Below are 21,325 nucleotides of genomic sequence, written 5' to 3'. Positions count from 1 at the left end.
CGTGGCCGTCCGGGACGCCGTCGCGGCGGACGCCGAGACGGTGGCCGCCTTCCTCGACGAGCACGGCTCGGCGGTCGTGGCCCGGCACGGCGAGCTCCTCGAGGCGACCGGCCGGCCGGCGCTGCTCGCCGAGGAGGACGGCCGGCTGGTCGGGGTCCTCACCTACGTCGTCACCGGGACCGACTGCGAGGTCCTCACCCTGCACGCCGACCCGCCACAGACGGGCGTCGGCACCGAGCTCGTCGAGGCCGTGGCCACCGCCGCAGCACGCCTGGGTTGCGACCGGCTCTGGCTGATCACCACCAACGACAACGTCGACGCACTCCGCTTCTACCAGCGGCGCGGGTTCCGGCTCGTCGGGCTGCACCCGGGTGCCGTGGACCGGTCCAGGCGCGAGCTCAAGCCACAGATCCCGGAGTTCGCGGACAACGGGATCCCGATCCGCGACGAGCTCGACCTCGAGCGTCCGCTCACGCCGTCCGCACCGCCCGGATGATGCGGCGGCGCAGGATCACCCGCCGGGTTCCGTCTGCGGTGATCCGCACCCGGTCCAGCTCCCAGCCGCCGTGCTCGGCCCGCTCCACCAGGACCTTCGTCACGACGTTGCGCGGGTAGTCCCGCGAGAACGTCACCTTGTCGAACTCCCACTCGACCCCGCGGCTCAGCCGCGGTCGTTGGTCGCGTGGGGTGGTCACCTGCGGTCCGCCGAGACGTCGTCGAGGGCCTCCATGATCTCCGGCGGGAGCACCTTGTCCTCGACCGCGAGGGCCTGACGGAGCTGTGCGGCGGTCCGGGCGCCCACGATCGGTGCGGTCACTCCCGGCTGGTCGCGGACCCAGGCGAGGGCCACCTCGAGCGGGGTCCACCCGAGCCCGTCGGCGGCCTTGACCACCGCCTCGACGACGGCCGAGGACGAGTCGTCGCGGTAGCCGTCGACGAAGCCCGACATCTCCGAGGCGCCTCGGGAGTCGGCGGGGGTGCCGGTGCGGTACTTCCCGGTCAGGACCCCACGGCCGAGTGGCGACCACGGCAGGATGCCGAGGCCGAGCTCGATGGCGGCGGGGACGACCTCGTGCTCGATGCTTCGGTTGAGCAGGGAGTACTCGACCTGGGTGGAGACCAGGGGCGCCCGGCCCGGCACCGCGCGCTGCCAGGTCGCTCCCTGGGCGGTGCGCCAGCCGCTCCAGTTGGAGATGCCGGCATAGACGGTGCGACCGGTCGACACCGCGTAGTCCACGGCGGAGAGCACCTCCTCCATCGGGGTGCGGTCCGACCAGACGTGCACCTGCCACAGATCGAGGTGGTCGACCCCGATCCGGCGGAGGGAGAGGTCGAGGCAGCGCAGCAGGTTTGCGCGGGAGGTGTCCACGCGGCGCTGGTCGTTGGTGCGGACCAGCCCGGCCTTCGACGCCACGACCACGTCCGCGCGCGGGACGACGTCGTCCAGCAGCCGGCCCAGGAGCTCCTCCGAGGCGCCGCCGCCGTAGGTGTGCGCGGTGTCGAGAAGCGTGCCGCCGGCGTCGACGAAGGCGGTCAGCTGGTCGCGGGCCTCGTGCTCGTCGGTCCGGTTGCCCCAGGTCATCAACCCCAGGCCGAGCCGCGAGACCGCGAGGCCGGACCGACCCAGGGACCTGTGGTGCACGCGCACACGGTATCCGGCCCGGGGCTGAATGCGAGCCAAGCAGGGCAATGGCACCCGTCGCCCGTACTCTCCTGTCGCGTGGACTACTTCGATGCGATCGTGCTGGGCGTGGTCGAGGGGCTGACGGAGTTCCTCCCCGTGTCGAGCACGGCGCACCTCACCATCGCCGAGAAGGCGCTCGGCCTGGAGGTCGACGACCCGGCAGTCACGGCGTACACCGCGGTGATCCAGATGGGTGCCATCGCCGCGGTGATCCTCTACTTCGCCAGGGACATCTGGAAGATCATCAGGGCCTGGTGCCTGGGGCTGGTGAGGTCGGAGTACCGCGGGCAGCTCGACCACCGGATGGGCTGGTACGTCATCGTGGCGACCATCCCGGTCGGCGTGGTCGGCCTGCTCGCCAAGGACCTCATCACGGGGCCGCTGCGCTCGCTGTGGGTGATCGCGGTGGCGCTCATCGCCTGGAGCGCGGTGATGTACGCCGCCGAGCGGGTCGCGCGCCAGGACCGCCCGGAGCGCGACCTCAACCTCAAGGACGCGGTCGCGATCGGCCTCGGCCAGGCGGTCGCGCTCATACCGGGTGTCTCGAGGTCGGGGGCGACGATCTCGATCGGCCTGTTCCGTGGCCTGGACCGGGTCACCGCGACCAAGCTCAGCTTCTACATGTCGATCCCGGCCCTGATCGCGGCCGGGCTCTTCGAGCTCAAGGACGCCTTCTCCGGCGACATCGGCGTCGGGGTCGCGGTGGTCGGCGTGGTCGTGGCGTTCGTGGTGGCCTATGCGTCGATCGCGTGGCTGCTGCAGTTCGTGGCCCACCACCCGATCTCGTGGTTCGTGCCCTATCGCGTCGCGCTCGGCGTGCTGCTGCTCGTCCTGCTGGGGTCGGGGGTCATCACCGCCACGTGAGCCGGGTCCCTACAGCCAGCCCGACCTCTTGAACAGCATCCACAGGCCCGCCGAGACCGCGACCATGAGGAGCAGCGCGAGCGGGTAGCCGAAGGTCCAGCTGAGCTCGGGCATGTGCCTGAAGTTCATCCCGTAGATCCCGGCGATCAGGGTCGGCACCACCACGAGCGCCGCACCGGCGGAGATCTTGCGCATGTCGTCGTTCTGCTGGACGGTGATCCGCGCCAGGTGCGCGTCGAAGGCGGTGGAGAGCAGCGAGTCGAGGCTGTCGACGACCTCGGCGGCCTGGTTGAGGTGGTCGAGGACGTCGCGGAAGAACGGCCCGGCCTCGCGCTCGACGCCGTGCACGAGCCCGTCGGCGAACTTCCGCATCGGCTCGCGCAGTGGCATGACCGCGCGGCGCACCTCGGCGATCTCGCGCTTCAGGACGTAGATGCGGCTGGAGTCGTTGGTGCGGGCGGGAGAGAACACCGAGGTCTCGATCTCGTCCACGTCCACCTCGAGCTCGGCCACCACGTCGGTGTAGCCGTCGACGACGGTGTCGCAGACCGCGTAGATCACCGCGGACGGGCCGTGGGTGAGCACCGACTCCTGAGCCTCGAGCCGGGACCGCGCCGAGTGCAGCTCCGAGCCGCGGCCGTGCCGGACCGTGACCACGAAGTCGGCGCCCGCGAACAGGTTGATCTCGCCGGTCTCCACGGCGTCCTCGGCGTCGACGTACCAGAGTGTCTTGAGGGTGAGGAACAGGCTGTCGTCGTAGCGCTCGAGCTTGGGCCGCTGGTGCGCCTTGAGCGCGTCCTCGACCGCGAGCGGGTGCAGCCCGAACGACTTGGCGACGTCGTCGAGCTCGCCCTCGCTGGGCTTGTAGAGGCCCACCCAGACGAAGTCGCCATCCTCGCTGGCCTCCGCTCGCAGCTTCTCGAACTCGTGCGGGAAGCAGTCGACCTCGATGCGCTGCCCCCTGCGGTAGAGCGCGCTGTCGACGATCACGCACCAACGGTAGTGCCCGTAAGGTCTGCGAGGTGGCAACCGTGATCCTCGTGCGACACGGCCGCACGACGGCCAACACCTCGGGTGTGCTCGCCGGTCGTACGGCGGGTGTGCGGCTCGACGACGTGGGGGTCACGCAGGCCGAGCGCACCGCCGAGCGGCTGTCGGTGGTGCCGCTGGTCGCCGTCGTCACCAGCCCGCTCGAGCGGTGCCGGCAGACCGCGCGGGCCATCGCCAGGGCGCAGCAGGGGACGCCGGCCACCGCGACCGAGCGCGGGATCACCGAGTGCGACTACGGCTCCTGGCAGGGCCGTTCGTTGCGGGACCTCGCCAAGGACCCGCTCTGGAAGACCGTGCAGACCCAGCCGTCGGCCGCGGCGTTCCCGGACGGCGAGGCGATGGCGACGATGCAGGCCCGCTCGGTGGCCGCCGTACGCCGCCTGGACGCGCTCTACGAGGCCGAGCACGGCCCGGGCGCGGTCTGGGTGGCGGTCAGCCACGGCGACATCATCAAGTCAGTGCTCGCCGATGCCCTCGGCATGCACCTCGACCTGTTCCAGCGCATCCAGGTGGACCCGGCGTCGGTCTCGATCGTGCGCTACACCGCGACCCGCCCCTACGTCCTGGCAACCAACACCCACGCCGGCGACCTGTCCTGGCTGAAGCCGGCGCAGAAGCGGCGGTCGCGGCGGAAGTCGGACGACGCCGCGGTCGGGGGCGGGGCCGGGCCCGCCTCGTAGGGCCCTCGGGTGCGCTGTGCCTAGGGTGTCGGTATGCCGCTGATCCACGGATACGACCCGCCGGAGCGCTTCGTCACCGGCACGGTCGGCGCGCCCGGACAGCGGACCTTCTTCCTCCAGGCCCGCAGCGGCTCGCGGATCACCAGCGTCTCGCTGGAGAAGCAGCAGGTGGCGGCGCTCAGCGAACGCATCGACCAGCTGCTCGACGAGGTGATGGCCGCCGAGACCACCCAGTCCGTGATCCCGGCAGTCGCCCCGCTCGGGCTGGAGGACTCCGACCCGCTCGAGCAGCCGATCGAGGAGGAGTTCCGCGCCGGCACGATGACGCTGTCGTGGGACCCGAGCGACGAGCGGGTCGTCATCGAGGTCTTCCCCTACACCGAGGCGGCGGTGGTCAGCCCCGACCAGCTCGACGAGGAGCTCACCGAGCCGGAGCCCGACGAGGTGTTCCTGGTGCGGATCGACGCCGGGAGCGCGCGGGCCTTCGTCAAGCGCGCCGAGCAGGTGCTCGAGGCCGGCCGGCCCAGCTGCCCGTTCTGCGGCAACCCCATCGACCCCGACGGGCACCTCTGCGTGCGCGCGAACGGCTTCCGGCGCCGGGACCCGTGAACGCGCTGACGGAGGAGCTGCAGTGCGGCGAGCTCCTCCTGCACGGCCGGATCATGCCGGCGTCGAACGCCACCTTCCTCGGTCAGGTCGCAGAGCACCGGGTGGTCTACAAGCCGATCTCGGGGGAGCGGCCGCTCTGGGACTTCCCGGTCGGCACCCTCGCCGACCGCGAGGTCGCGGCGTACCTGGTGTCGGAGGCGCTGGGCTGGGACGTCGTACCACCCACCTGGCTGCGCGACGGGCCGCACGGGCCCGGGATGGTCCAGCTGTGGCAGGAGCCCGACCCCGAGCAGGAAGCGGTGACCCTGGTCGCCGAGGGCGAGGTCCCGCCGGGGTGGAAGCACGTCTTCGACGGCATCGACGGCCGTGACCAACCGGTCTCGCTCGTCCACGAGGACAGCGAGCCGCTGCGCCGGATGGCCGTCTTCGACGTAGTGGTCAACAACGCCGACCGCAAGGGCGGCCACGTGCTGGAGATGCCCGGCGGCCACCGCTACGGCGTCGACCACGGCGTCACCTTCCACGTCGAGCACAAGCTCCGCACGGTGCTGTGGGGGTGGCTCGGCGACCCGGTGCCGGAGCAGGACCTCGAGGACGTCGCCCGGCTGGGCAAGGAGCTCTCGGGCCCGCTCGGCGACACGCTGTCGGTCCACCTGGTCGACCCCGAGATCGACGCGGCGGTCACCCGGTGCCGGCGGCTCGCCGAGCGCGCGGTGATGCCCGCGCCGCGCGGGTCCTACCCTGCGATCCCCTGGCCGCCGTTCTGACGGGACGGTCGAGACACTCCGAAGCGAGGGCTCCCAACCCACCCCTTAGGCTTCCGCCCATGCGTGCGTGGTCGGCCCCGGAGGTGCCGCAGCTTCGGGAGAAGGGTCCCGCGGTGGCGTTGTTCGACACCGCCACCCAGGCCAAGGTCACGACGGTCCCGGACGGCCCGGCCCGGCTCTACGTCTGCGGGATCACGCCCTACGACGCAACGCACATGGGCCACGCGGCCACCTACGTCGGGTTCGACCTCCTCAACCGGGCCTGGCGCAACGCCGGCCACGAGGTCGTCTTCGTCGAGAACGTCACCGACGTCGACGACCCGCTCCTTGAGCGCGCGGCCAAGGTCAGCGTCGACTGGACCGAGCTGGCCGAGCGGGAGACCGAGCTGTACCGGCAGGACATGCAGGCACTGCGGGTGATCCCGCCCGACCATCTCGTCGGCGCGGTGGAGTCGATCCCACTCGCCGTCGACCTGGTCGAGAAGCTCGAGGAGACCGGCTCGATCTACCGGGTCGACGACGACCTCTACTTCTCGGTGACCGCCGACCCGGCGTTCGGCCACGAGTCGAACCTCGACCGGGAGACGATGCTCGAGCTCTACGCCGAGCGCGGCGGCGACCCGGACCGCCCGGGCAAGAAGGACCCGCTCGACTGCGTGGTCTGGCGCGGACCACGCGAGGGCGAGCCGAGCTGGGAGAGCCCGCTCGGTCCCGGCCGGCCGGGATGGCACATCGAGTGCGCCGCGATCGCCCGCGAGCACCTCGGGGCCGCCTTCGACGTGCAGGGCGGAGGCAGCGACCTGGTCTTCCCACACCACGAGATGTGTGCCGGCCACGCACACGTCGCCGACCCGTCCGCGCCGTTCGCGAAGGTCTACAGCCACGCGGGCATGGTGGCCTACGACGGCGAGAAGATGTCGAAGTCGCGGGGCAACCTGGTCTTCGTCTCAGCACTGCGCAACAGCGACGTCGACCCGATGGCGATCAGGCTGGCGCTGCTTCGCCACCACTACCGTTCCGACTGGGAGTGGCTGGACAGCGACCTCTGGGACGCCGTCGACACGCTGGCCGACTGGCGCCGGGCGCTGTCCCTGGGGGCCGGCGCCCCGGCCGGGCCGGTCGTGACCGAGGTGTTGGCGGCCATGGCCGACGACCTCGACGCCCCGCGGGCGGTGGCCGCCGTCCAGGGCTGGGTGGACGCCACGCTCGGCACCACCGGCCACCTCGCCGACACCTCCGACGAGGACGCCTCGATCACCATCCACGCGCTGCTCGACGCGGCGCTGGGGCTGGCGCTGTAGCTGCCGGCGTCAGCCCTGGGCTGCTGTGTGGAACTGGCCGGGTCAGAGCGGCTACTCGCCGGCCTGGCGGCGCTTGAGGTAGCGCTCGAACTCCCGGGCGATCGCCTCACCGGACGCCTCGGGGAGCTCGGTGGTGTCGCGGGTCTCCTCGAGGCTGCGGACGTACTCCGCGACGTCCTCGTCCTCCTCGGCGAGCTCGTCCACGCCGCGTTCCCACGCGCGGGCGTCCTCCGGGAGGTCCCCGAGCGGGATGCTGGCCTCGAGGAGGTCCTCGAGCTGGCCGAGCAGCGCGAGGGTCGCCTTGGGGCACGGCGGCTGCGCGACGTAGTGCGGCACCGCGGCCCAGTAGGACACCGCCGGGATGTCCAGCCGCGCGCAGGCGTCCTGGAGCACGCCGACGATGCCGGTGGGGCCCTCGTAGGTCGACTGTTCGAGCTTGAGCCGGTCGACCAGCTCCGGCTCGGTGGCGGTGCCTGAGACGGGGATCGGGCGGGTGTGCGGGGTGTCGGCCAGCAGCGCGCCGAGCGTGACCACCAGCTGTCCGCCCAGGTCGTCGCAGGCAGCGAGCAGCTCGGCGCAGAACTGCCGCCACTTCATGTTCGGCTCGATGCCCCGCATCAAGATGATGTCGCGGTCCAGGTCGGGGGGAGAGGCGATCGCCAGCGTCGTCCCTGGCCAGGTGATCCGCCGGTGACCCGACTTGTCACCGCCGACCAGGGGCCGGTTGACCTGGAAGTCGTAGAACTCGTCGGGGTCGATCGCGCCGACGACCCGGGCGTTCCAGACGCGCATGAGGTGGTCGACCGCGGACGAGGCGGCGTCGGCCGCGTCGTTCCACCCCTCGAACGCCGCGATCACGACCGGGTCGACGAGCCCTTCGACCTCATCGAGCTCGATCATCTCGGCGAGCCCCCGCGAAGGCACGCGCTCCCGGCGCGCGGCGCTCCGACCCGTGCAGCTGCGTGGGGTGAGGTCACCCATTGAGTGTAGGTCTCGGGCGGGGATTCGGAGGGCGGGACGGGCCGGTGCCACCATGCGGGAATGCAGTCCAGCACCTGGACGCTGTTCGTAGGCTCGTCACCTGCACGGACCGCACGCGTCCGAGATCCGGGCCGAGCGCGAGAGGAGGCACCGTGAACGACCCGCAGCGCGACTGGCGTCCGGACGCCACCGAGCCCCTGACGGCCGCGCTCTCCGAGCGGATCCTGGTCATCGACGGCGCGATGGGCACCGCGATCCAGCGAGACCGTCCCTCCGAGGCCGGCTACCGCGGCGAGCGGTTCGCGGACTGGCCCACCGACCTGCAGGGCAACAACGACCTGCTGACGCTGACCCAGCCCGAGATCATCGCCTCGATCCACGGCGAGTACCTCGACGCCGGCGCGGACATCATCGAGACCAACACCTTCAACGCCACCGCGATCTCGCTGGCCGACTACGGCATGGAGGAGCTGGCCTACGAGCTCAACCTCGAGGCGGCCCGCCTGGCGCGCTCGGTCGTGGACCGGGTGTCCACGCCCGAGCGGCCACGGTACGTCGCGGGAGCGCTCGGCCCGACCACGCGCACCGCCTCGATCTCGCCGGACGTCAACGACCCGGGCGCCCGCAACGTGACCTTCCACCAGCTGCGCGCGGCGTACGCCGACGCCGCCCGCGGCCTGCTCGACGGCGGCGCCGACCTGCTGTTCATCGAGACGATCTTCGACACCCTCAACGCCAAGGCCGCGATCTTCGCGGTCGAGACCCTCTTCGAGGAGTACGGCCGCCGCTGGCCGGTCGTCGTGTCCGGCACCATCACCGACGCGTCCGGCCGCACCCTGTCCGGCCAGGTCACCGAGGCGTTCTGGGCCTCCATCCGGCACATCCGCCCGCTCGCGGTCGGCCTCAACTGTGCCCTGGGGGCCAAGGAGATGCGGCCCTACATCGCGGAGATGTCACGGGTCGCCGACTCCTTCGTCTCCTGCTACCCCAACGCCGGGCTGCCCAACGCGTTCGGGGAGTACGACGAGGTGCCCGAGGAGACCGCCGCCGTGCTCGGCGAGTTCGCCGAGGCGGGCTTCGTCAACCTGGTCGGCGGCTGCTGCGGCACCACGCCGGCGCACATCGCGGCGATCGCGAAGGCGGTCGAGGGCAAGAAGCGGCGCGAGACCCACGGCATCGAGCCGGCCATGCGGCTCTCCGGGCTGGAGCCGTTCACGATCACCGAGGACAGCCTCTTCGTCAACGTGGGGGAGCGGACCAACATCACCGGGTCGGCCCGGTTCCGCAACCTCATCAAGGCCGGCGACTACGACACCGCGCTGTCGGTCGCTGCCCAGCAGGTCGAGAACGGCGCCCAGGTCATCGACATCAACATGGACGAGGGCATGATCGACGGGGTCGCGGCGATGGACCGGTTCACCCGGCTCGTCGCGAGCGAGCCCGACATCAGCCGGGTCCCGGTCATGGTGGACTCCTCCAAGTGGGAGGTCATCGAGGCCGGGCTGAAGAACATCCAGGGCAAGCCGATCGTCAACTCGATCTCCATGAAGGAGGGCGAGGATAAGTTCCGGGAGCAGGCCCGGCTGTGCCGCAAGTACGGCGCAGCCGCGGTCGTCATGGCCTTCGACGAGGACGGGCAGGCCGACAACCTCGAGCGCCGCAAGGCGATCTGCGAGCGGGCCTACCGCATCCTCGTGGACGAGGTCGGCTTCCCGCCCGAGGACATCATCTTCGACCCCAACGTGTTCGCGGTCGCGACCGGCATCGAGGAGCACGCGTCGTACGGCCGGGACTTCATCGAGGCCACCCGCTGGATCAAGCAGAACCTCCCCGGCGCCAAGGTGTCCGGCGGCATCTCCAACGTCAGCTTCTCCTTCCGCGGCAACAACCCGGTCCGCGAGGCCATCCACGCGGTCTTCCTCTACCACGCCATCAACGCCGGCCTGGACATGGGAATCGTCAACGCCGGCGCGCTGGCGGTCTACGACGAGGTCGAGCCCGAGCTGCGGGAGCGGATCGAGGACGTCGTCCTCGACCGCCGCCCCGACGCCGCCGAGCGACTCCTCGAGATCGCGGAGGCGCACAACAAGACCGGTGAGGCCGCCGAGGAGGCCGCCGAGGAGTGGCGCTCGCTGCCCGTGCACGAGCGGATCACCCACGCACTGGTCAAGGGCCTCGACGGGTACGTCGAGGAGGACACCGAGGAGCTCCGCCGGGAGATCGAGGCGCGTCGGGGCCGGCCGATCGAGGTGATCGAGGGCCCGTTGATGGACGGGATGGACGTCGTCGGCGACCTGTTCGGCAGCGGGAAGATGTTCCTGCCGCAGGTCGTCAAGTCCGCCCGGGTGATGAAGAAGGCGGTCGCCTACCTCATCCCGTTCATCGAGGAGGAGAAGGCGCGCAACCCCGAGCTTGCGGCCCAGAAGGAGACCAACGGCACGATCGTGATGGCGACCGTGAAGGGCGACGTCCACGACATCGGCAAGAACATCGTCGGTGTCGTGCTCCAGTGCAACAACTACGAGGTCATCGACCTCGGCGTGATGGTGCCGGCCCAGAAGATCCTCGACACCGCGGCCGAGGTCGGCGCCGACATCATCGGACTCTCCGGGCTGATCACGCCGTCTCTCGACGAGATGGTCGGCTTCGCGACCGAGATGCAGCGGCTCGAGATGGACATCCCGCTGCTCATCGGCGGCGCCACCACATCACGGGCCCACACCGCGGTCAAGGTCGACCCGAAGTACGACGGGCCGGTCGTCTGGGTCAAGGACGCCTCCCGCTCGGTCCCGACCGCGGCGGCCCTGCTCCACGAGGAGCGGCGCGTGAAGCTGCTCGCCGACGTACGCGAGGACTACGACGCCCTCCGGGCCCGGCACGCCGCCAAGCACGAGCGACCACAGCTCACCCTGGCCGCGGCGCGCGCCAACGCGACGCCCGTCGACTGGAGCGGCTACGAGCCGCCGCAGCCGAAGCAGCCGGGGGTCCATGTGCTCGACGACTACGACATCGCCGAGCTGCGCGACTACATCGACTGGCAGCCGTTCTTCAACGCCTGGGAGATGAAGGGCAAGTTCCCCGACATCCTCAACAGTCCCACCCTGGGCGAGGCGGCCCGCAAGCTGTACGACGACGCGCAGGCCATGCTCGACCGGATCATCGCCGAGAAGTGGGTCACCGCCCGCGGTGTCTACGGCTTCTTCCCGGCCGCCTCCGAGGGCGACGACATCGTCACCTTCACCGACGAGAGCCGGACCGAGCGCGGGGTGACGCTGCACCAGCTCCGCCAGCAGGGTGAGCACCGCGAGGGCGTGCCGAACCGGTCCCTGTCCGACTTCGTGGCACCGGTCTCGACCGGTCTGCCCGACCACGTCGGAGGGTTCGCGGTGACCGCTGGTATCGGGCTCCCGGCGAAGATCGAGGAGTTCAAGGCCGACCTCGACGACTACAGCGCGATCATGCTCGAGGCCCTCGCCGACCGGCTGGCCGAGGCGTTCGCCGAGCGGCTGCACCAGCGGGTCCGGACCGAGTTCTGGGGCCACGCCTCCGACGAGGAGCTCAGCAACGAGGACCTCATCGCCGAGCGCTACACCGGGATCCGGCCCGCCCCCGGCTACCCCGCGTGCCCGGACCACACCGAGAAGAAGTCGCTGTGGGAGCTGCTCGACGTCGAGGCGCGGACCGGCATCGAGCTGACCGAGTCGATGGCCATGTGGCCGGGTGCCTCGGTCTCCGGCGTCTACTACAGCCACCCGCAGGCGCAGTACTTCGTGGTCGGCCGGCTCGGTCGCGACCAGGTGGTCGACTACGCCGAGCGCAAGGGCTGGACCCTCGAGGTGGCGGAGCGCTGGCTCTCGCCAAACCTCGGCTACGACCCCGACGACTGACCGGCTTCGGTGCGCATGGACGCAGTCCTCTGGGACATGGACGGCACGCTGGTCGACACCGAGCCCTACTGGATCGCCACCGAGTTCGCCATGGCCGAGAAGTACGGCGCGCAGTGGGACCACGGCAACGCCCTGGACCTGGTGGGCAGCGACCTGCTGGACTCCGGTCGCTACATCCGGCGGGTGATGGGCCTCGACCAGAGCCCGGAGGCGATCGTCGAGGAGCTGCTCGACGGCGTGGTGGAGAAGGTCGAGCGCACCGTCCCGTGGCGCCCGGGCGCCGTGGAGCTGCTGGCCTCGCTGGCGGCCGCCGGGATCCACTGCGGCCTCGTCACGATGTCCTACCAGCGGTTCGTGGCGCCCATCCTGGCCCACCTGCCACCGGAGACGTTCCGGGTCGTGGTGACCGGCGACCAGGTCGAGCTCGGCAAGCCACACCCGGAGCCCTACCTCACCGCCGCGGCCGCCCTCGGCGTACGACCGGAGGACTGTGTGGCGATCGAGGACTCCAACACCGGCGCCAAGTCGGCCGAGCAGGCGGGCTGCCTGGTCCTCGTGGTCGAGAACCACGTGCCGGTGCTCGAGGGGCCGCGGCGGGTCTTCCGGGACAGCCTGGAACGCCTGACCGTCGAAGAGCTCCGATCGCTCGGCGCCAACGGTGGCTGAGGTGCGACGAGCCCAGCGAGGAGCCTCGAAGCCTCGCAGCCAACCACCGGGACCGTGATCGCAGGACCGGGCCGGGCTGCGTCCAGCCCCGGGTCACCCGGCTTCGAGGCTCAGGCGCCAGCGCGCCTTCGCACCTCAGCCACCGTGACGGCGGCGCCGGCGCCAGCGCCGCCAGCGGCGTCGCAGCGACCGCTTGAGCCGGGCCCAGGGCGAGGGCGGCCTCGGCATCGGGAGGATCGAGCCGCCGAAGGCCGGGCAGTGCGCCTTGAACGCGCACCAGTCGCACTGCCGGCCGGGGCTGGGCTCGAACTCGCCGGTGCTCTGGGCCAGCTCGATCGCCTCCCAGAGCGCCTCGATCTTGTGCTCGGTGGCGAGCAGGTCGGCCCGGTCGGGCTCGTAGCGGACCATCTCGCTCGTGGCTCCGAGGTAGACCAGTTGGAGCATCCGGGGCACGACGCCCCGGGCGCGCCACAGGATCAGTGCGTAGACGCGGAGCTGGAACAGCGCCCTGGACTCATAGCCCTCGGAGACCGCCGAGCTCGTCTTGTAGTCGACGATCCGCAGGGCGCCGTCGGGCGCCTGGTCGAGCCGGTCGATGATGCCTCGCAGCTGCAGCCCGTTGTCGAGGGTGGCCTCGACGTAGGCCTCCCGCTCCAGCGGCTCGAGCCGGGTCGGGTCCTCCAGGACGAACCAGCGGTCGAGGACCTCATGGGCCGAGGCGAGCCAGGCCGGCTCGTCGAGCGTCGCCGCCACCTCGCGCGCCTGGGGCGAGCGCTGCTGCAGGGCCGTCCAGGCCGGCTCGAGCATGCGATGGGCCGCAGCCGGGACCCGGTCGCTCGCGGGCAGGTCGAAGATGTCCTCCAGCACCTGGTGGACCAGCGTGCCCCGGACCGCGTCGGGGGAGGAGCCCTCGGGCAGCCGGTCGATCGTGCGGTAGCGGAACAGCAGCGGGCAGGAGAGGAAGTCTGCGGCGCGGCTCGGCGAGAGGGCGCCACGCGACCTGCGGTCGATCGGTGCCGCGCTCATCGAGCCCATGGTCGGCACCTTAGGCGGGGCCGCCGACAGTCAGTCCAGCATGCTGCCGGATACCGTTGGTGTGTGTCCGGACAGCAGGCAGCTCCGCGGCCGCGTCCACCGGGCACGGTCAAGGTCGGCACGATCGCCGGGAGCGACGTGCTGGTCACCTCGTCCTGGTTCGTCGTCGCGGTGCTGATCGCCGTCGTCATCGCGCCACGGGCCGAGGCGGTGCATCCCGGGCTCGGGCCGTGGAAGTACGTCGCCGGCCTCGCCTTCGCGATCCTGCTCTACCTGTCGGTGCTGCTGCACGAGGCCTCTCACGCGCTCATGGCCCGGCACTTCGGCTTCCCGGTCTCGCACATCACCCTGCACTTCCTGGGCGGGCTGACCTCCATCGAGGCGGAGGTGAAGAAGCCCCGCCAGGAGTTCTGGATCGCGGTGGTCGGACCCCTCACCTCGGTGGCCGTGGGGCTGGTGTCGCTCGGCCTGTGCTTCGTGGTCCCGGACGGGCTCCTGCTGATGGCCGCCCAGGGCCTGGCCGTCACCAACCTCCTGGTCGGCGCGATCAACCTGTTCCCCGGCCTGCCGCTCGACGGCGGGCTGGTGCTGAAGTCCGCGATCTGGAAGCTCACCGGCAACCAGTATCGCGGCACGCTCGTCGCCGCCTGGGGCGGACGCTTCTGCGCCTTCCTGGTGCTGTTCTGGCCGTTCCTGCAGCAGGCGCTGTTCGGGGTGCAGCCCGACGTCTTCGACTTCCTGTTCGCGTTCGTGGTCGGCTTCTTCCTCTGGAACGGCGCCACGGCCGGGCTCCAGGCCGCCCGGATCCGCAGCCGGCTGCCCAGCCTCGTGGCCCGCGACCTGGCCCGCCGTACGCTCGCGGTTCCCGAGGACCTCCCGCTCGCCGAGGCGGTGCGCCGGGCGCGGGAGGCGCAGGCCGGTGCCATCGTCACGGTGACCGGCAGCGGCCGCCCCGTCGGGGTGGTCAACGAGGCGGCCCTGATGGCGACCCCGGAGGAGCGCCGGCCCTGGCTCGCGACCTCCACGGTCGCGCGCGGGGTCGACAGCGGGCTCTCGCTCCCGGTCGGCATCGCCGGCGAGGACCTGGTCCGCGCCATCACCCGCGCACCCGCCACCGAGTACCTCCTCGTCGAGGACGACGGGACGGTCTACGGCGTCCTGACCACCGCCGACGTCGACCGGGCGTTCCGCTCGGTCCCGCAGTGACCGTAGGTTCAGCCGGTGCCCGAGCTCGAACACGACCCCGCGTGGTCAGGTGTCCACCGCGGCCCGCTGCGCGCAGGGGAGTGGGTGCGCCTTGTCGACGGCAAGGGTCGGCGCCACAACTTCTGCCTCGAGCCCGGCAAGCGGTTCTTCTCCAACAAGGGCCATCTCGACCACGACGACCTGATCGGCCGCGAGGAGGGTTTCACGATCACCTCGTCCGGGGGAGGGGAGTACCTCGTCTTCCGGCCGCTCCTCTCGGAGTTCGTGATCTCGATGCCGCGCGGCGCTGCGGTCGTCTATCCCAAGGACTCGGCCCAGATCGTGGCGATGGCCGACGTCTTCCCGGGCGCCCACGTGGTCGAGGCGGGCGTCGGCTCGGGAGCGCTCACGTGCTCGCTGCTGCGGGCCGTGGGGCCGACCGGCAGGGTGACGTCGTACGAGCGGCGCGAGGAGTTCGCCGACGTGGCCCGGCGCAACGTCACGCAGTTCTTCAACGCCGACGACGAAGGGCGGAGCCACCCGGCCTGGACGCTGCACGTCGGTGACCTGGCCGAGCTGCTGCCAGCGGAGGTCGAGCGGTCCGGCGAGCGGTGCGACCGGGTGATCCTCGACATGCTGGCACCCTGGGACTGCCTGGAGGCCGCCGCCGGCGCGCTGCGGCCGGGCGGGATCCTGTGCGCCTACGTCGCCACCACCACCCAGCTGTCCCGGTTCGTCGAGACCGTGCGGGCACACGGCGGTTTCACCGAGCCCGCCGCGTGGGAGTCGCTGGTCCGCGACTGGCACGTCGAGGGGCTGGCCGTCCGCCCGGGGCACTCGATGATCGGCCACACCGCGTTCCTGGTGACCGCCCGGCGGATGGCGCCGGGGCAGCGGGCCCCCCTCAAGAAGCGCCGCCCCGCCCCGGGTGCCTACGGCCCCGACTACACCGGCCCGCGACCGCCGGGCGTGCCGAGCGAGGCGGCCGAGGACTGAGGCCAGGACCGAAGCGAGGACTGAGCATCCCGCTCCGCCCGGGACCGCAGACCCGTGCCCCTGGGTCGGGGCCGGCCCGACGCTGGCCGGCATGGCGGAGATCCACCTGCACGTCGGTCTGCCGAAGACCGGCACGTCGACGATCCAAGGGGCGCTGACCGCCCGCGCCGACGCGCTGGCCGGCGCCGGCGTGCTCTACCCCGGCGGATGCCACCGAGCTCAGCGCACCGCGGCCTACGACCTCCTCGGGCAGCGGGTCCGCGGCGACGACGCCGTCGTCGTTCCAGGCTCGTTCCAGCGGCTGGTCGACGAGGTCCGCGCCTTCGGCGGGCCACGAGTGGTGATCTCGGCCGAGGAGCTCGGGCTGGCGCGGGCGCGCCACGTGCGCCGAGTGGTCCGGGCCCTGGGTCAGGACCGGGTGCACGTCGTGATCGGCGTGCGGGACATGGCACGCACAGTGGTTTCCGCCTGGCAGCAGAACGTCATGGCGGGCAGCACGACTCCGTGGCACGAGTTCATCGCCGCGGTGCGCGACCCCGGGAGCGCGGTGGTGCCGGACGCGACCGCGTTCTGGCTGCGCCACGACCTCCTGCGGGTGCTCGACGCCTGGGGCAGGGCCGTCCCGCCGGAGCGGATCCAGGTCGTGACGGTGCCGCCACCGGGTGCCGACGGACGCTGCCTGCTCGACCGCTTCGCGGCCGCGACCGGGCTGCCTCAGGGGCTCTGGGACGACGCAGAGACCCCGCAGCTCAACGTCTCACTCGGCGCGGCGGAGACCGAGGTGGTCCGGTGCCTCAACGCCGTGGTTCGGCCGCTGCTCAACCAGGACCAGCACCGGTTCGTCGTCGAACAGGGGCTTCGCCCCCGGCTGGCCGCGGCCCGTCAGCGGCCGTTGCGGCTGCCGAAGGAGCACCTGCCCTGGGCCGTCGAGTACGCCGAGGGGCTCGTCGGCGAGATGCGCCGTCGCGGCGTCCGGGTGGTGGGTGACCTCTCGGACCTGGTCCCGGACGCGAGGGTCGCCGCAGACCGCCCCCTCGACGACGTGACCGGGCCCGAGCTCCTGGAGGCCGCGGAGGCCGCGCTCGCCGGGCTGGCGGTGGCACACGGCCGCCTGTTCCGGCGCTACCGGCGCGCGTTCCTGGCGCGCGAGGGGCGGCTGCCGAGCCCCCGGGAGGTGGTCGGGAGCTCCCTTCGGGCCGCGGTGTTCGGCGCGCAGAAGGCCGCGCTGCGGCGCTCTGCCGGCAGCCGGCTGCTGGGCCGCGCCGCCCGCGCGTACCTCGCCCGCACCGCGGGCCGCCGGGGGTGACGTGCCATCAGCAACGCATGGGTACCTGTGGGCCCAGGTCTCACCATGTGACAGGAGCGCAACCTTCATGCAACCGGACTGGTGCTGAATTCGTGACCAACACCGGACGGATAACCGCTTGGACGACCGTCGTTCGCGAGTAGGGTCATTTGCACAGGAGGTGACGGCCATGACATCCGACAGCGCTGGGGACAGGAGCCCCGAGGAGCTCATGAGCCAGGTGCGCTTCCTCGAGGCCGAGGTGGCAGACCTGCGCAGGCGGCTCCACGACGCGCCGACCGGCTCCCGCGGGCTCGAGCTCCGGCTCACCGACGCGCAGCGCTCGCTGGCCGCGGTGACCTCCCAGAACGAGCGGCTTGCGCAGACCCTGCGCGAGGCGCGCGACCAGATCACCAAGCTCAAGGAGGAGGTCGACCGGCTGGCCCAGCCGCCGGCGGGCTTCGGCACCTTCCTCGGCCGCAACGACGACGACTCGCTCGACGTCTTCACCGGCGGCCGCAAGCTGCGGGTCAACGCCAGCCCGAGCGTGAGCCTCGACGACCTGCGCCCCGGGCAGGAGGTCATGCTCAACGAGGCGCTCAACGTCGTCGCCGCCTTCGACTACGAAGAGGTCGGCGAGGTCGTGATGTTCAAGGAGCTGCTCGCCGACGGCGACCGCGCCCTGGTCATCGCCAGCGCCGACGAGGAGCGGGTGGTCCGGCTCGCCGAGCCCCTGCGCAAGGACACGATCCGGGCCGGCGACTCCCTGCTGCTCGACGCGCGGGCCGGCTACGTCTACGAGAAGGTCCCCAAGTCGGAGGTCGAGGAGCTCGTCCTCGAAGAGGTCCCCGACATCGCCTATGAGTCGATCGGCGGGCTGGCCGGCCAGATCGAGGCGATCCAGGACGCGGTCGAGCTTCCCTACCTGCATCCCGAGCTGTTCAAGGAGCACCAGCTCCGGCCGCCCAAGGGCGTGCTGCTCTACGGCCCGCCCGGCTGCGGCAAGACGCTGATCGCCAAGGCGGTGGCCAACTCGCTGGCCAAGCAGGTGGCCGCCAAGACCGGCCAGGAGGGGAAGTCCTACTTCCTCAACATCAAGGGCCCCGAGCTCCTGAACAAGTACGTCGGCGAGACCGAGCGGCACATCCGGCTCGTGTTCCAGCGGGCTCGTGAGAAGGCCAGCGCCGGCACCCCGGTGATCGTGTTCTTCGACGAGATGGACTCGCTGTTCCGCACCCGCGGCTCCGGGGTCTCCTCCGACGTCGAGAACACCATCGTCCCCCAGCTGCTGAGCGAGATCGACGGGGTCGAGGCGCTCGAGAACGTCCTGGTGATCGGCGCCTCCAACCGCGAGGACATGATCGACCCGGCGATCCTGCGCCCGGGCCGGCTGGACGTGAAGATCAAGATCGAGCGTCCGGACGCCGAGTCCGCGCGCGACATCTACTCCAAGTACCTCACCGCGGACCTGCCGCTGCACGCCGACGACCTCGCCGAGTTCGGCGGCGATCGGGAGGCATGCGTGGCCGGGATGATCCGGGCCACCGTCGAGCGGATGTACACCGAGACCGAGGAGAACCGCTTCCTCGAGGTGACCTACGCCAACGGCGACAAGGAAGTTCTCTACTTCAAGGACTTCAACTCCGGCGCGATGATCCAGAACATCGTCGACCGCGCCAAGAAGATGGCGATCAAGGACTTCCTGCTCCACCAGCAGCACGGGCTCCGGGTCTCGCACCTCCTGCAGGCGTGCGTCGACGAGTTCAAGGAGAACGAGGACCTCCCCAACACGACCAACCCCGACGACTGGGCCCGCATCTCGGGCAAGAAGGGCGAGCGGATCGTGTTCATCCGGACGCTCATCACCGGCAAGCAGGGCACCGAGCCGGGTCGTTCTATCGACACCGTCCCAAGCACCGGCCAATACCTCTGAGCGGCAGTTCGCGAACCTGCCCGCCTCCTGCACGTGGTTCGGTCATACTGCTAGCACTCGACCGTATGGGAGGCTGGCATGGGTGTCCTGATTGCAGTCGTGGCCGTCGTCGTCGTCGGCATCGCCCTGGCGTGGTGGTGGTCCGGACGGGCCCGCGCGGTCGAGCGCGATGCCCGCACCGCGGCGCGGCGCGCCGAGGTCGACGCCCGGATCATGAACCAGTACCGCCCGTCCGGTGGCAACCCGCCGACCACCCCGGGCGGCGTGTGAGGCGCTGATGCTCTTCTGGTCGGGCGTGAGCGCCGTCCTGCTGGTGGTCTGCGGGCTCTTCGGCCTGGCCTGGTGGTCCAGCGGCCGGTCGCGGCGCGGCCTGCGCGGCAGCGCCGACCACCGGTGCTAGCACCGAAGGACTCGATCCAGGCGGTCGTGGGCTCCGACATGGCCCGAAGGTGCCATGGAGGCTTCGGCTCAGCGGGCCTTGGATGGGTAACCGTCCGTTCGTCGTCGGAAGGTCCTCACCATGTCGTCGCACCGTCTGCTCCACCGTGCCCGGACCGGCCTCGCCGTGATCGGGGCCGCTGCACTGCTCGTCGCCGGGGTCGATCTCGGCGCCCAGGCCGCACAGCAGGCCAAGCCCCTGCTGCTCGGCAAGAGCAACAAGGCCGGCAAGGTCACCAAGCTCACGAGCAAGAAGGGCCCCGCGCTCTCGCTGAAGTCGAAGAAGGGACCGGCCCTGGCGGTGAACAGCTCCGACCTCGTGGCTCACCTGAACGCGGACCTGGTCGACGGCAAGAGCGCCAACGAGATCGTCCCCGGGACCACGCAGTACCTCGCCGGAGCACCGCACGTCGGGCCCGGGAGCTACATCTTCCAGACCACGCTGCAGCCTGGGACCTACCAGATGAGCATGCACGCCAGCTTCCAGGAGGACTCCGGTGGCGCCGGGTTCAGCGCCACGTGCCTCGTCCTCGACCCAGCGGTTCTCACCCCTCCGCTGAAGCCCGAGCTGATCTTCCTCGCGGATGCCATCGACGAGACGTCGGTACCGACGCTGGTCCAGGACGCCTCGCTGGTCACCTTCACCACGGCGACGACGATCGACTACGGGTGCCTGCTCAGCGGTGACGCGACGTTCGGCCGCGGCTTCGTGCTCGCCGTGACGCCGGTGCCGAACCTCGCGACCGGCACGGGGACCCCGACGTCGCTCAGTCGCACCCAGGCCGACCGGCTGCTCCGACAGCTCGGCCGCTGAGGCGCCGAGCCGGCCGCATCACCTCAGGCCGCATCACGTCAGGCCGGATCACGTCAGCCAGTCACGTCCGCGGTCGCCGCGCCCAGCGCGGCGACCACGGCGGCGGCGTCGACCATGAACGCAACGCCCGGTGCACCGCCACCGAGGCTGATCTGCCCAGCCAACGAGCTGTCGGCAATCACCCGGAGCGGGGTGAGGCTGCCGAGCGGGGTGATCGTGCCGCGGACGTAGCCCGTGACGTCGTACGCCTCCTCGACGGAGGCCATCGTGAGCCGGTTCACTCCCAGCAGGGCGCGGAGCTTGGGCCAGGCGATCTCGCGGTCACCGGGGACGAGGACGAACACGTGCTCTCCCTCGGACACCCGCACGACCATCGTCTTGACCACCTGGTGCGGGTCCACGCCCCGGGCGGCCGCGGCCTCCTCCAGCGAGCGGACCGGCCCGTGCCGGGTGACCTCGAAGGCCAGGCCGAGGCCCTCCGCCGCCGCCACGGCGCGCTCGGAGCCGTCGTCGCTCACCGCTTCCTCGCGGTCACGACGTAGCAGTACGCCCACGGCTTCGAGATCGCCGGGCCAGGGAGGTAGTCCTGCTCCAGGCGCTCCACGACGAGGCCCACCTCGGTGAGCAGCGCCGGCACGTCCCGCGTCAGGTGGCAGCCGCCGGCCATCCGCTTCTGCAGCGGCTCCATCCGGCGCTGCCAGGTCGCGACCCGGGCATCCGGCGAGCTGCCGTGCTCGAGCACGTGCATCGCCCCGCCCGGCCGCAGCACCCGGTGCACCTCTGCCAGGGCGGCCCGGACGTCGGGGATCGTGCAGAGCGTGAACGTCGACAGCACCGCGTCGTACGTCGCGTCCCGAGCGTCCAGTCGCTGGCCGTCCAGGCCGACCCGCCGGACCGGGACTGGGATCCGGGCGCGGCGCGCCTCGGAGAGCCCCCAGGCCACGTCGGAGGGCTCCACGGCGTCGATCGCGGTGACCGCCGGCGGGTAGGCGTCGGCGTTCAGCCCACTGCCGTACCCCAGCTCCAGCACTCGCCCGGACAGCCCGGTGCAGACCTCGCGGCGCAGCTCCATGACCGGCCGGGCGGCGAGGGTCTTCTCGTTCAAGCGCGGGAGGACGCGCTCACTCCACCAGCCCATGTCGATCGAAGA

Annotated in this window: 22 protein-coding genes; 15 read left to right on the top strand and 7 right to left on the bottom strand. The window is 71.4% G+C overall.

All coding sequences use genetic code 11. The features are described 5' to 3' along the window. Nucleotide 1: 1 nt before the first annotated feature. Nucleotides 2–496, top strand: coding sequence for a GNAT family N-acetyltransferase (locus VFV89_RS11445; RefSeq protein ID WP_329706065.1), 495 nt, complete (start codon nt 2–4; stop codon nt 494–496). Here VFV89_RS11445 and VFV89_RS11440 read toward each other — a convergent pair. Both VFV89_RS11440 and VFV89_RS11435 read right to left on the bottom strand, forming a co-directional pair. Next, complete coding sequence (locus tag VFV89_RS11440) at nt 471–695, bottom strand: DUF5703 family protein (protein ID WP_329706064.1); 225 nt, start codon at nt 693–695, stop codon at nt 471–473. The genes VFV89_RS11445 and VFV89_RS11440 overlap by 26 nt on opposite strands. Then, on the bottom strand, nt 692–1,642 hold the full coding sequence (locus VFV89_RS11435; protein WP_329706063.1) for an aldo/keto reductase: 951 nt from the start codon (nt 1,640–1,642) through the stop codon (nt 692–694). The genes VFV89_RS11440 and VFV89_RS11435 overlap by 4 nt, the downstream gene beginning before the upstream one ends. Nucleotides 1,643–1,720: 78 nt before the next feature. Here VFV89_RS11435 and VFV89_RS11430 point away from each other — a divergent pair, with 78 nt between their 5' ends. Beyond that, entirely contained in the window at nt 1,721–2,548 is an 828-nt protein-coding gene (locus VFV89_RS11430; RefSeq protein ID WP_329706062.1) for an undecaprenyl-diphosphate phosphatase, read from the top strand. A gap of 9 nt (nt 2,549–2,557) precedes the next feature. Here the strand turns inward: VFV89_RS11430 and corA are convergent, their stop codons facing one another. Next, nucleotides 2,558–3,538 carry a magnesium/cobalt transporter CorA gene (corA, locus tag VFV89_RS11425; protein ID WP_329706061.1) on the bottom strand — a complete coding sequence of 327 codons (981 nt, stop codon included), beginning with the start codon at nt 3,536–3,538 and terminating at the stop codon, nt 2,558–2,560. 32 nt (nt 3,539–3,570) lie between these two features. Between corA and VFV89_RS11420 the strand changes: the two genes are divergently transcribed. Genes VFV89_RS11420 through mshC form a run of 4 tightly spaced genes read left to right on the top strand, consistent with a single transcriptional unit; the run spans nt 3,571 to nt 6,955 of the window. Then, entirely contained in the window at nt 3,571–4,278 is a 708-nt protein-coding gene (locus VFV89_RS11420) for a histidine phosphatase family protein (protein WP_329706060.1), read from the top strand. Nucleotides 4,279–4,311: 33 nt separating this feature from the next. Further along, the gene (locus tag VFV89_RS11415) at nt 4,312–4,887 is read left to right on the top strand and encodes a DUF3090 domain-containing protein (RefSeq protein ID WP_329706059.1); all 576 of its coding nucleotides are present in this window, start codon (nt 4,312–4,314) and stop codon (nt 4,885–4,887) included. After that, nucleotides 4,884–5,654 carry an SCO1664 family protein gene (locus tag VFV89_RS11410; protein WP_329706058.1) on the top strand — a complete coding sequence of 257 codons (771 nt, stop codon included), beginning with the start codon at nt 4,884–4,886 and terminating at the stop codon, nt 5,652–5,654. Before VFV89_RS11415 ends, VFV89_RS11410 begins: the two co-directional genes overlap by 4 nt. A 59-nt stretch (nt 5,655–5,713) precedes the next feature. Beyond that, nucleotides 5,714–6,955 carry a cysteine--1-D-myo-inosityl 2-amino-2-deoxy-alpha-D-glucopyranoside ligase gene (mshC, locus tag VFV89_RS11405; RefSeq protein ID WP_329706057.1) on the top strand — a complete coding sequence of 414 codons (1,242 nt, stop codon included), beginning with the start codon at nt 5,714–5,716 and terminating at the stop codon, nt 6,953–6,955. Nucleotides 6,956–7,006: 51 nt separating this feature from the next. On the opposite strand, the gene VFV89_RS11400 is transcribed toward mshC, so the two are convergent. Further along, nucleotides 7,007–7,855, bottom strand: a complete 849-nt coding sequence (locus VFV89_RS11400) for a PAC2 family protein (protein WP_329706056.1) — start codon at nt 7,853–7,855, stop codon at nt 7,007–7,009. Between the two features lie 233 nt (nt 7,856–8,088). Here VFV89_RS11400 and metH point away from each other — a divergent pair, with 233 nt between their 5' ends. Together metH and VFV89_RS11390 are read left to right on the top strand one after the other, a co-directional pair. Then, nucleotides 8,089–11,823, top strand: coding sequence for a methionine synthase (gene metH, locus VFV89_RS11395; RefSeq protein WP_329706055.1), 3,735 nt, complete (start codon nt 8,089–8,091; stop codon nt 11,821–11,823). A gap of 15 nt (nt 11,824–11,838) precedes the next feature. Then, nucleotides 11,839–12,489, top strand: coding sequence for an HAD family phosphatase (locus VFV89_RS11390; RefSeq protein WP_329706054.1), 651 nt, complete (start codon nt 11,839–11,841; stop codon nt 12,487–12,489). 135 nt (nt 12,490–12,624) lie between these two features. On the opposite strand, the gene VFV89_RS11385 is transcribed toward VFV89_RS11390, so the two are convergent. Continuing rightward, entirely contained in the window at nt 12,625–13,515 is an 891-nt protein-coding gene (locus VFV89_RS11385) for a PD-(D/E)XK nuclease family protein (RefSeq protein WP_329706053.1), read from the bottom strand. Nucleotides 13,516–13,587: 72 nt separating this feature from the next. On the opposite strand from VFV89_RS11385, the gene VFV89_RS11380 reads away from it, so the two are divergent. From VFV89_RS11380 to VFV89_RS11350, 7 genes are all read left to right on the top strand, one after another. After that, nucleotides 13,588–14,730: a site-2 protease family protein gene (locus VFV89_RS11380; RefSeq protein ID WP_329706052.1), complete on the top strand. Its 1,143-nt coding sequence runs from the start codon at nt 13,588–13,590 to the stop codon at nt 14,728–14,730. Between the two features lie 15 nt (nt 14,731–14,745). Continuing rightward, the gene (locus VFV89_RS11375) at nt 14,746–15,705 is read left to right on the top strand and encodes a tRNA (adenine-N1)-methyltransferase (protein WP_329706051.1); all 960 of its coding nucleotides are present in this window, start codon (nt 14,746–14,748) and stop codon (nt 15,703–15,705) included. Between the two features lie 91 nt (nt 15,706–15,796). Further along, the gene (locus VFV89_RS11370; protein ID WP_329706050.1) at nt 15,797–17,011 is read left to right on the top strand and encodes a hypothetical protein; all 1,215 of its coding nucleotides are present in this window, start codon (nt 15,797–15,799) and stop codon (nt 17,009–17,011) included. A 169-nt stretch (nt 17,012–17,180) separates the two neighbouring features. After that, entirely contained in the window at nt 17,181–18,923 is a 1,743-nt protein-coding gene (arc, locus tag VFV89_RS11365) for a proteasome ATPase (RefSeq protein ID WP_329706049.1), read from the top strand. A gap of 78 nt (nt 18,924–19,001) precedes the next feature. Next, entirely contained in the window at nt 19,002–19,193 is a 192-nt protein-coding gene (locus tag VFV89_RS11360) for a hypothetical protein (RefSeq protein ID WP_329706048.1), read from the top strand. Between the two features lie 7 nt (nt 19,194–19,200). Then, nucleotides 19,201–19,323: a hypothetical protein gene (locus VFV89_RS11355; protein WP_329706047.1), complete on the top strand. Its 123-nt coding sequence runs from the start codon at nt 19,201–19,203 to the stop codon at nt 19,321–19,323. A 120-nt stretch (nt 19,324–19,443) separates the two neighbouring features. Further along, nucleotides 19,444–20,175: a hypothetical protein gene (locus VFV89_RS11350; RefSeq protein ID WP_329706046.1), complete on the top strand. Its 732-nt coding sequence runs from the start codon at nt 19,444–19,446 to the stop codon at nt 20,173–20,175. A 53-nt stretch (nt 20,176–20,228) separates the two neighbouring features. Here VFV89_RS11350 and VFV89_RS11345 read toward each other — a convergent pair whose 3' ends face one another. Together VFV89_RS11345 and VFV89_RS11340 are read right to left on the bottom strand one after the other, a co-directional pair. Beyond that, nucleotides 20,229–20,693, bottom strand: coding sequence for a YbaK/EbsC family protein (locus VFV89_RS11345; RefSeq protein ID WP_329706045.1), 465 nt, complete (start codon nt 20,691–20,693; stop codon nt 20,229–20,231). After that, on the bottom strand, nt 20,690–21,313 hold the full coding sequence (locus tag VFV89_RS11340) for a class I SAM-dependent methyltransferase (protein WP_329706044.1): 624 nt from the start codon (nt 21,311–21,313) through the stop codon (nt 20,690–20,692). The genes VFV89_RS11345 and VFV89_RS11340 overlap by 4 nt, the downstream gene beginning before the upstream one ends. Nucleotides 21,314–21,325: the final 12 nt, after the last annotated feature.

This window comes from Nocardioides sp., assembly GCF_036274455.1.
In the GTDB taxonomy this organism is placed as follows: domain Bacteria; phylum Actinomycetota; class Actinomycetes; order Propionibacteriales; family Nocardioidaceae; genus Nocardioides.
This window is presented reverse-complemented; position numbering and strand designations above follow the sequence as displayed.

Excerpts from the sequence above, each read along its gene's own strand:
- VFV89_RS11370 (WP_329706050.1), top strand. The coding sequence starts at position 15,797 with ATGGCGGAGATCCACCTGCACGTCGGTCTGCCGAAGACCGGCACGTCG.
- VFV89_RS11390 (WP_329706054.1), top strand. The coding sequence starts at position 11,839 with ATGGACGCAGTCCTCTGGGACATGGACGGCACGCTGGTCGACACCGAG.
- arc (WP_329706049.1), top strand. The coding sequence starts at position 17,181 with ATGACATCCGACAGCGCTGGGGACAGGAGCCCCGAGGAGCTCATGAGC.
- VFV89_RS11385 (WP_329706053.1), bottom strand. The coding sequence starts at position 13,515 with ATGAGCGCGGCACCGATCGACCGCAGGTCGCGTGGCGCCCTCTCGCCG.
- VFV89_RS11400 (WP_329706056.1), bottom strand. The coding sequence starts at position 7,855 with ATGATCGAGCTCGATGAGGTCGAAGGGCTCGTCGACCCGGTCGTGATC.
- VFV89_RS11355 (WP_329706047.1), top strand. The coding sequence starts at position 19,201 with ATGCTCTTCTGGTCGGGCGTGAGCGCCGTCCTGCTGGTGGTCTGCGGG.
- VFV89_RS11340 (WP_329706044.1), bottom strand. The coding sequence starts at position 21,313 with ATGGGCTGGTGGAGTGAGCGCGTCCTCCCGCGCTTGAACGAGAAGACC.
- VFV89_RS11360 (WP_329706048.1), top strand. The coding sequence starts at position 19,002 with ATGGGTGTCCTGATTGCAGTCGTGGCCGTCGTCGTCGTCGGCATCGCC.
- mshC (WP_329706057.1), top strand. The coding sequence starts at position 5,714 with ATGCGTGCGTGGTCGGCCCCGGAGGTGCCGCAGCTTCGGGAGAAGGGT.
- VFV89_RS11350 (WP_329706046.1), top strand. The coding sequence starts at position 19,444 with ATGTCGTCGCACCGTCTGCTCCACCGTGCCCGGACCGGCCTCGCCGTG.
- VFV89_RS11415 (WP_329706059.1), top strand. The coding sequence starts at position 4,312 with ATGCCGCTGATCCACGGATACGACCCGCCGGAGCGCTTCGTCACCGGC.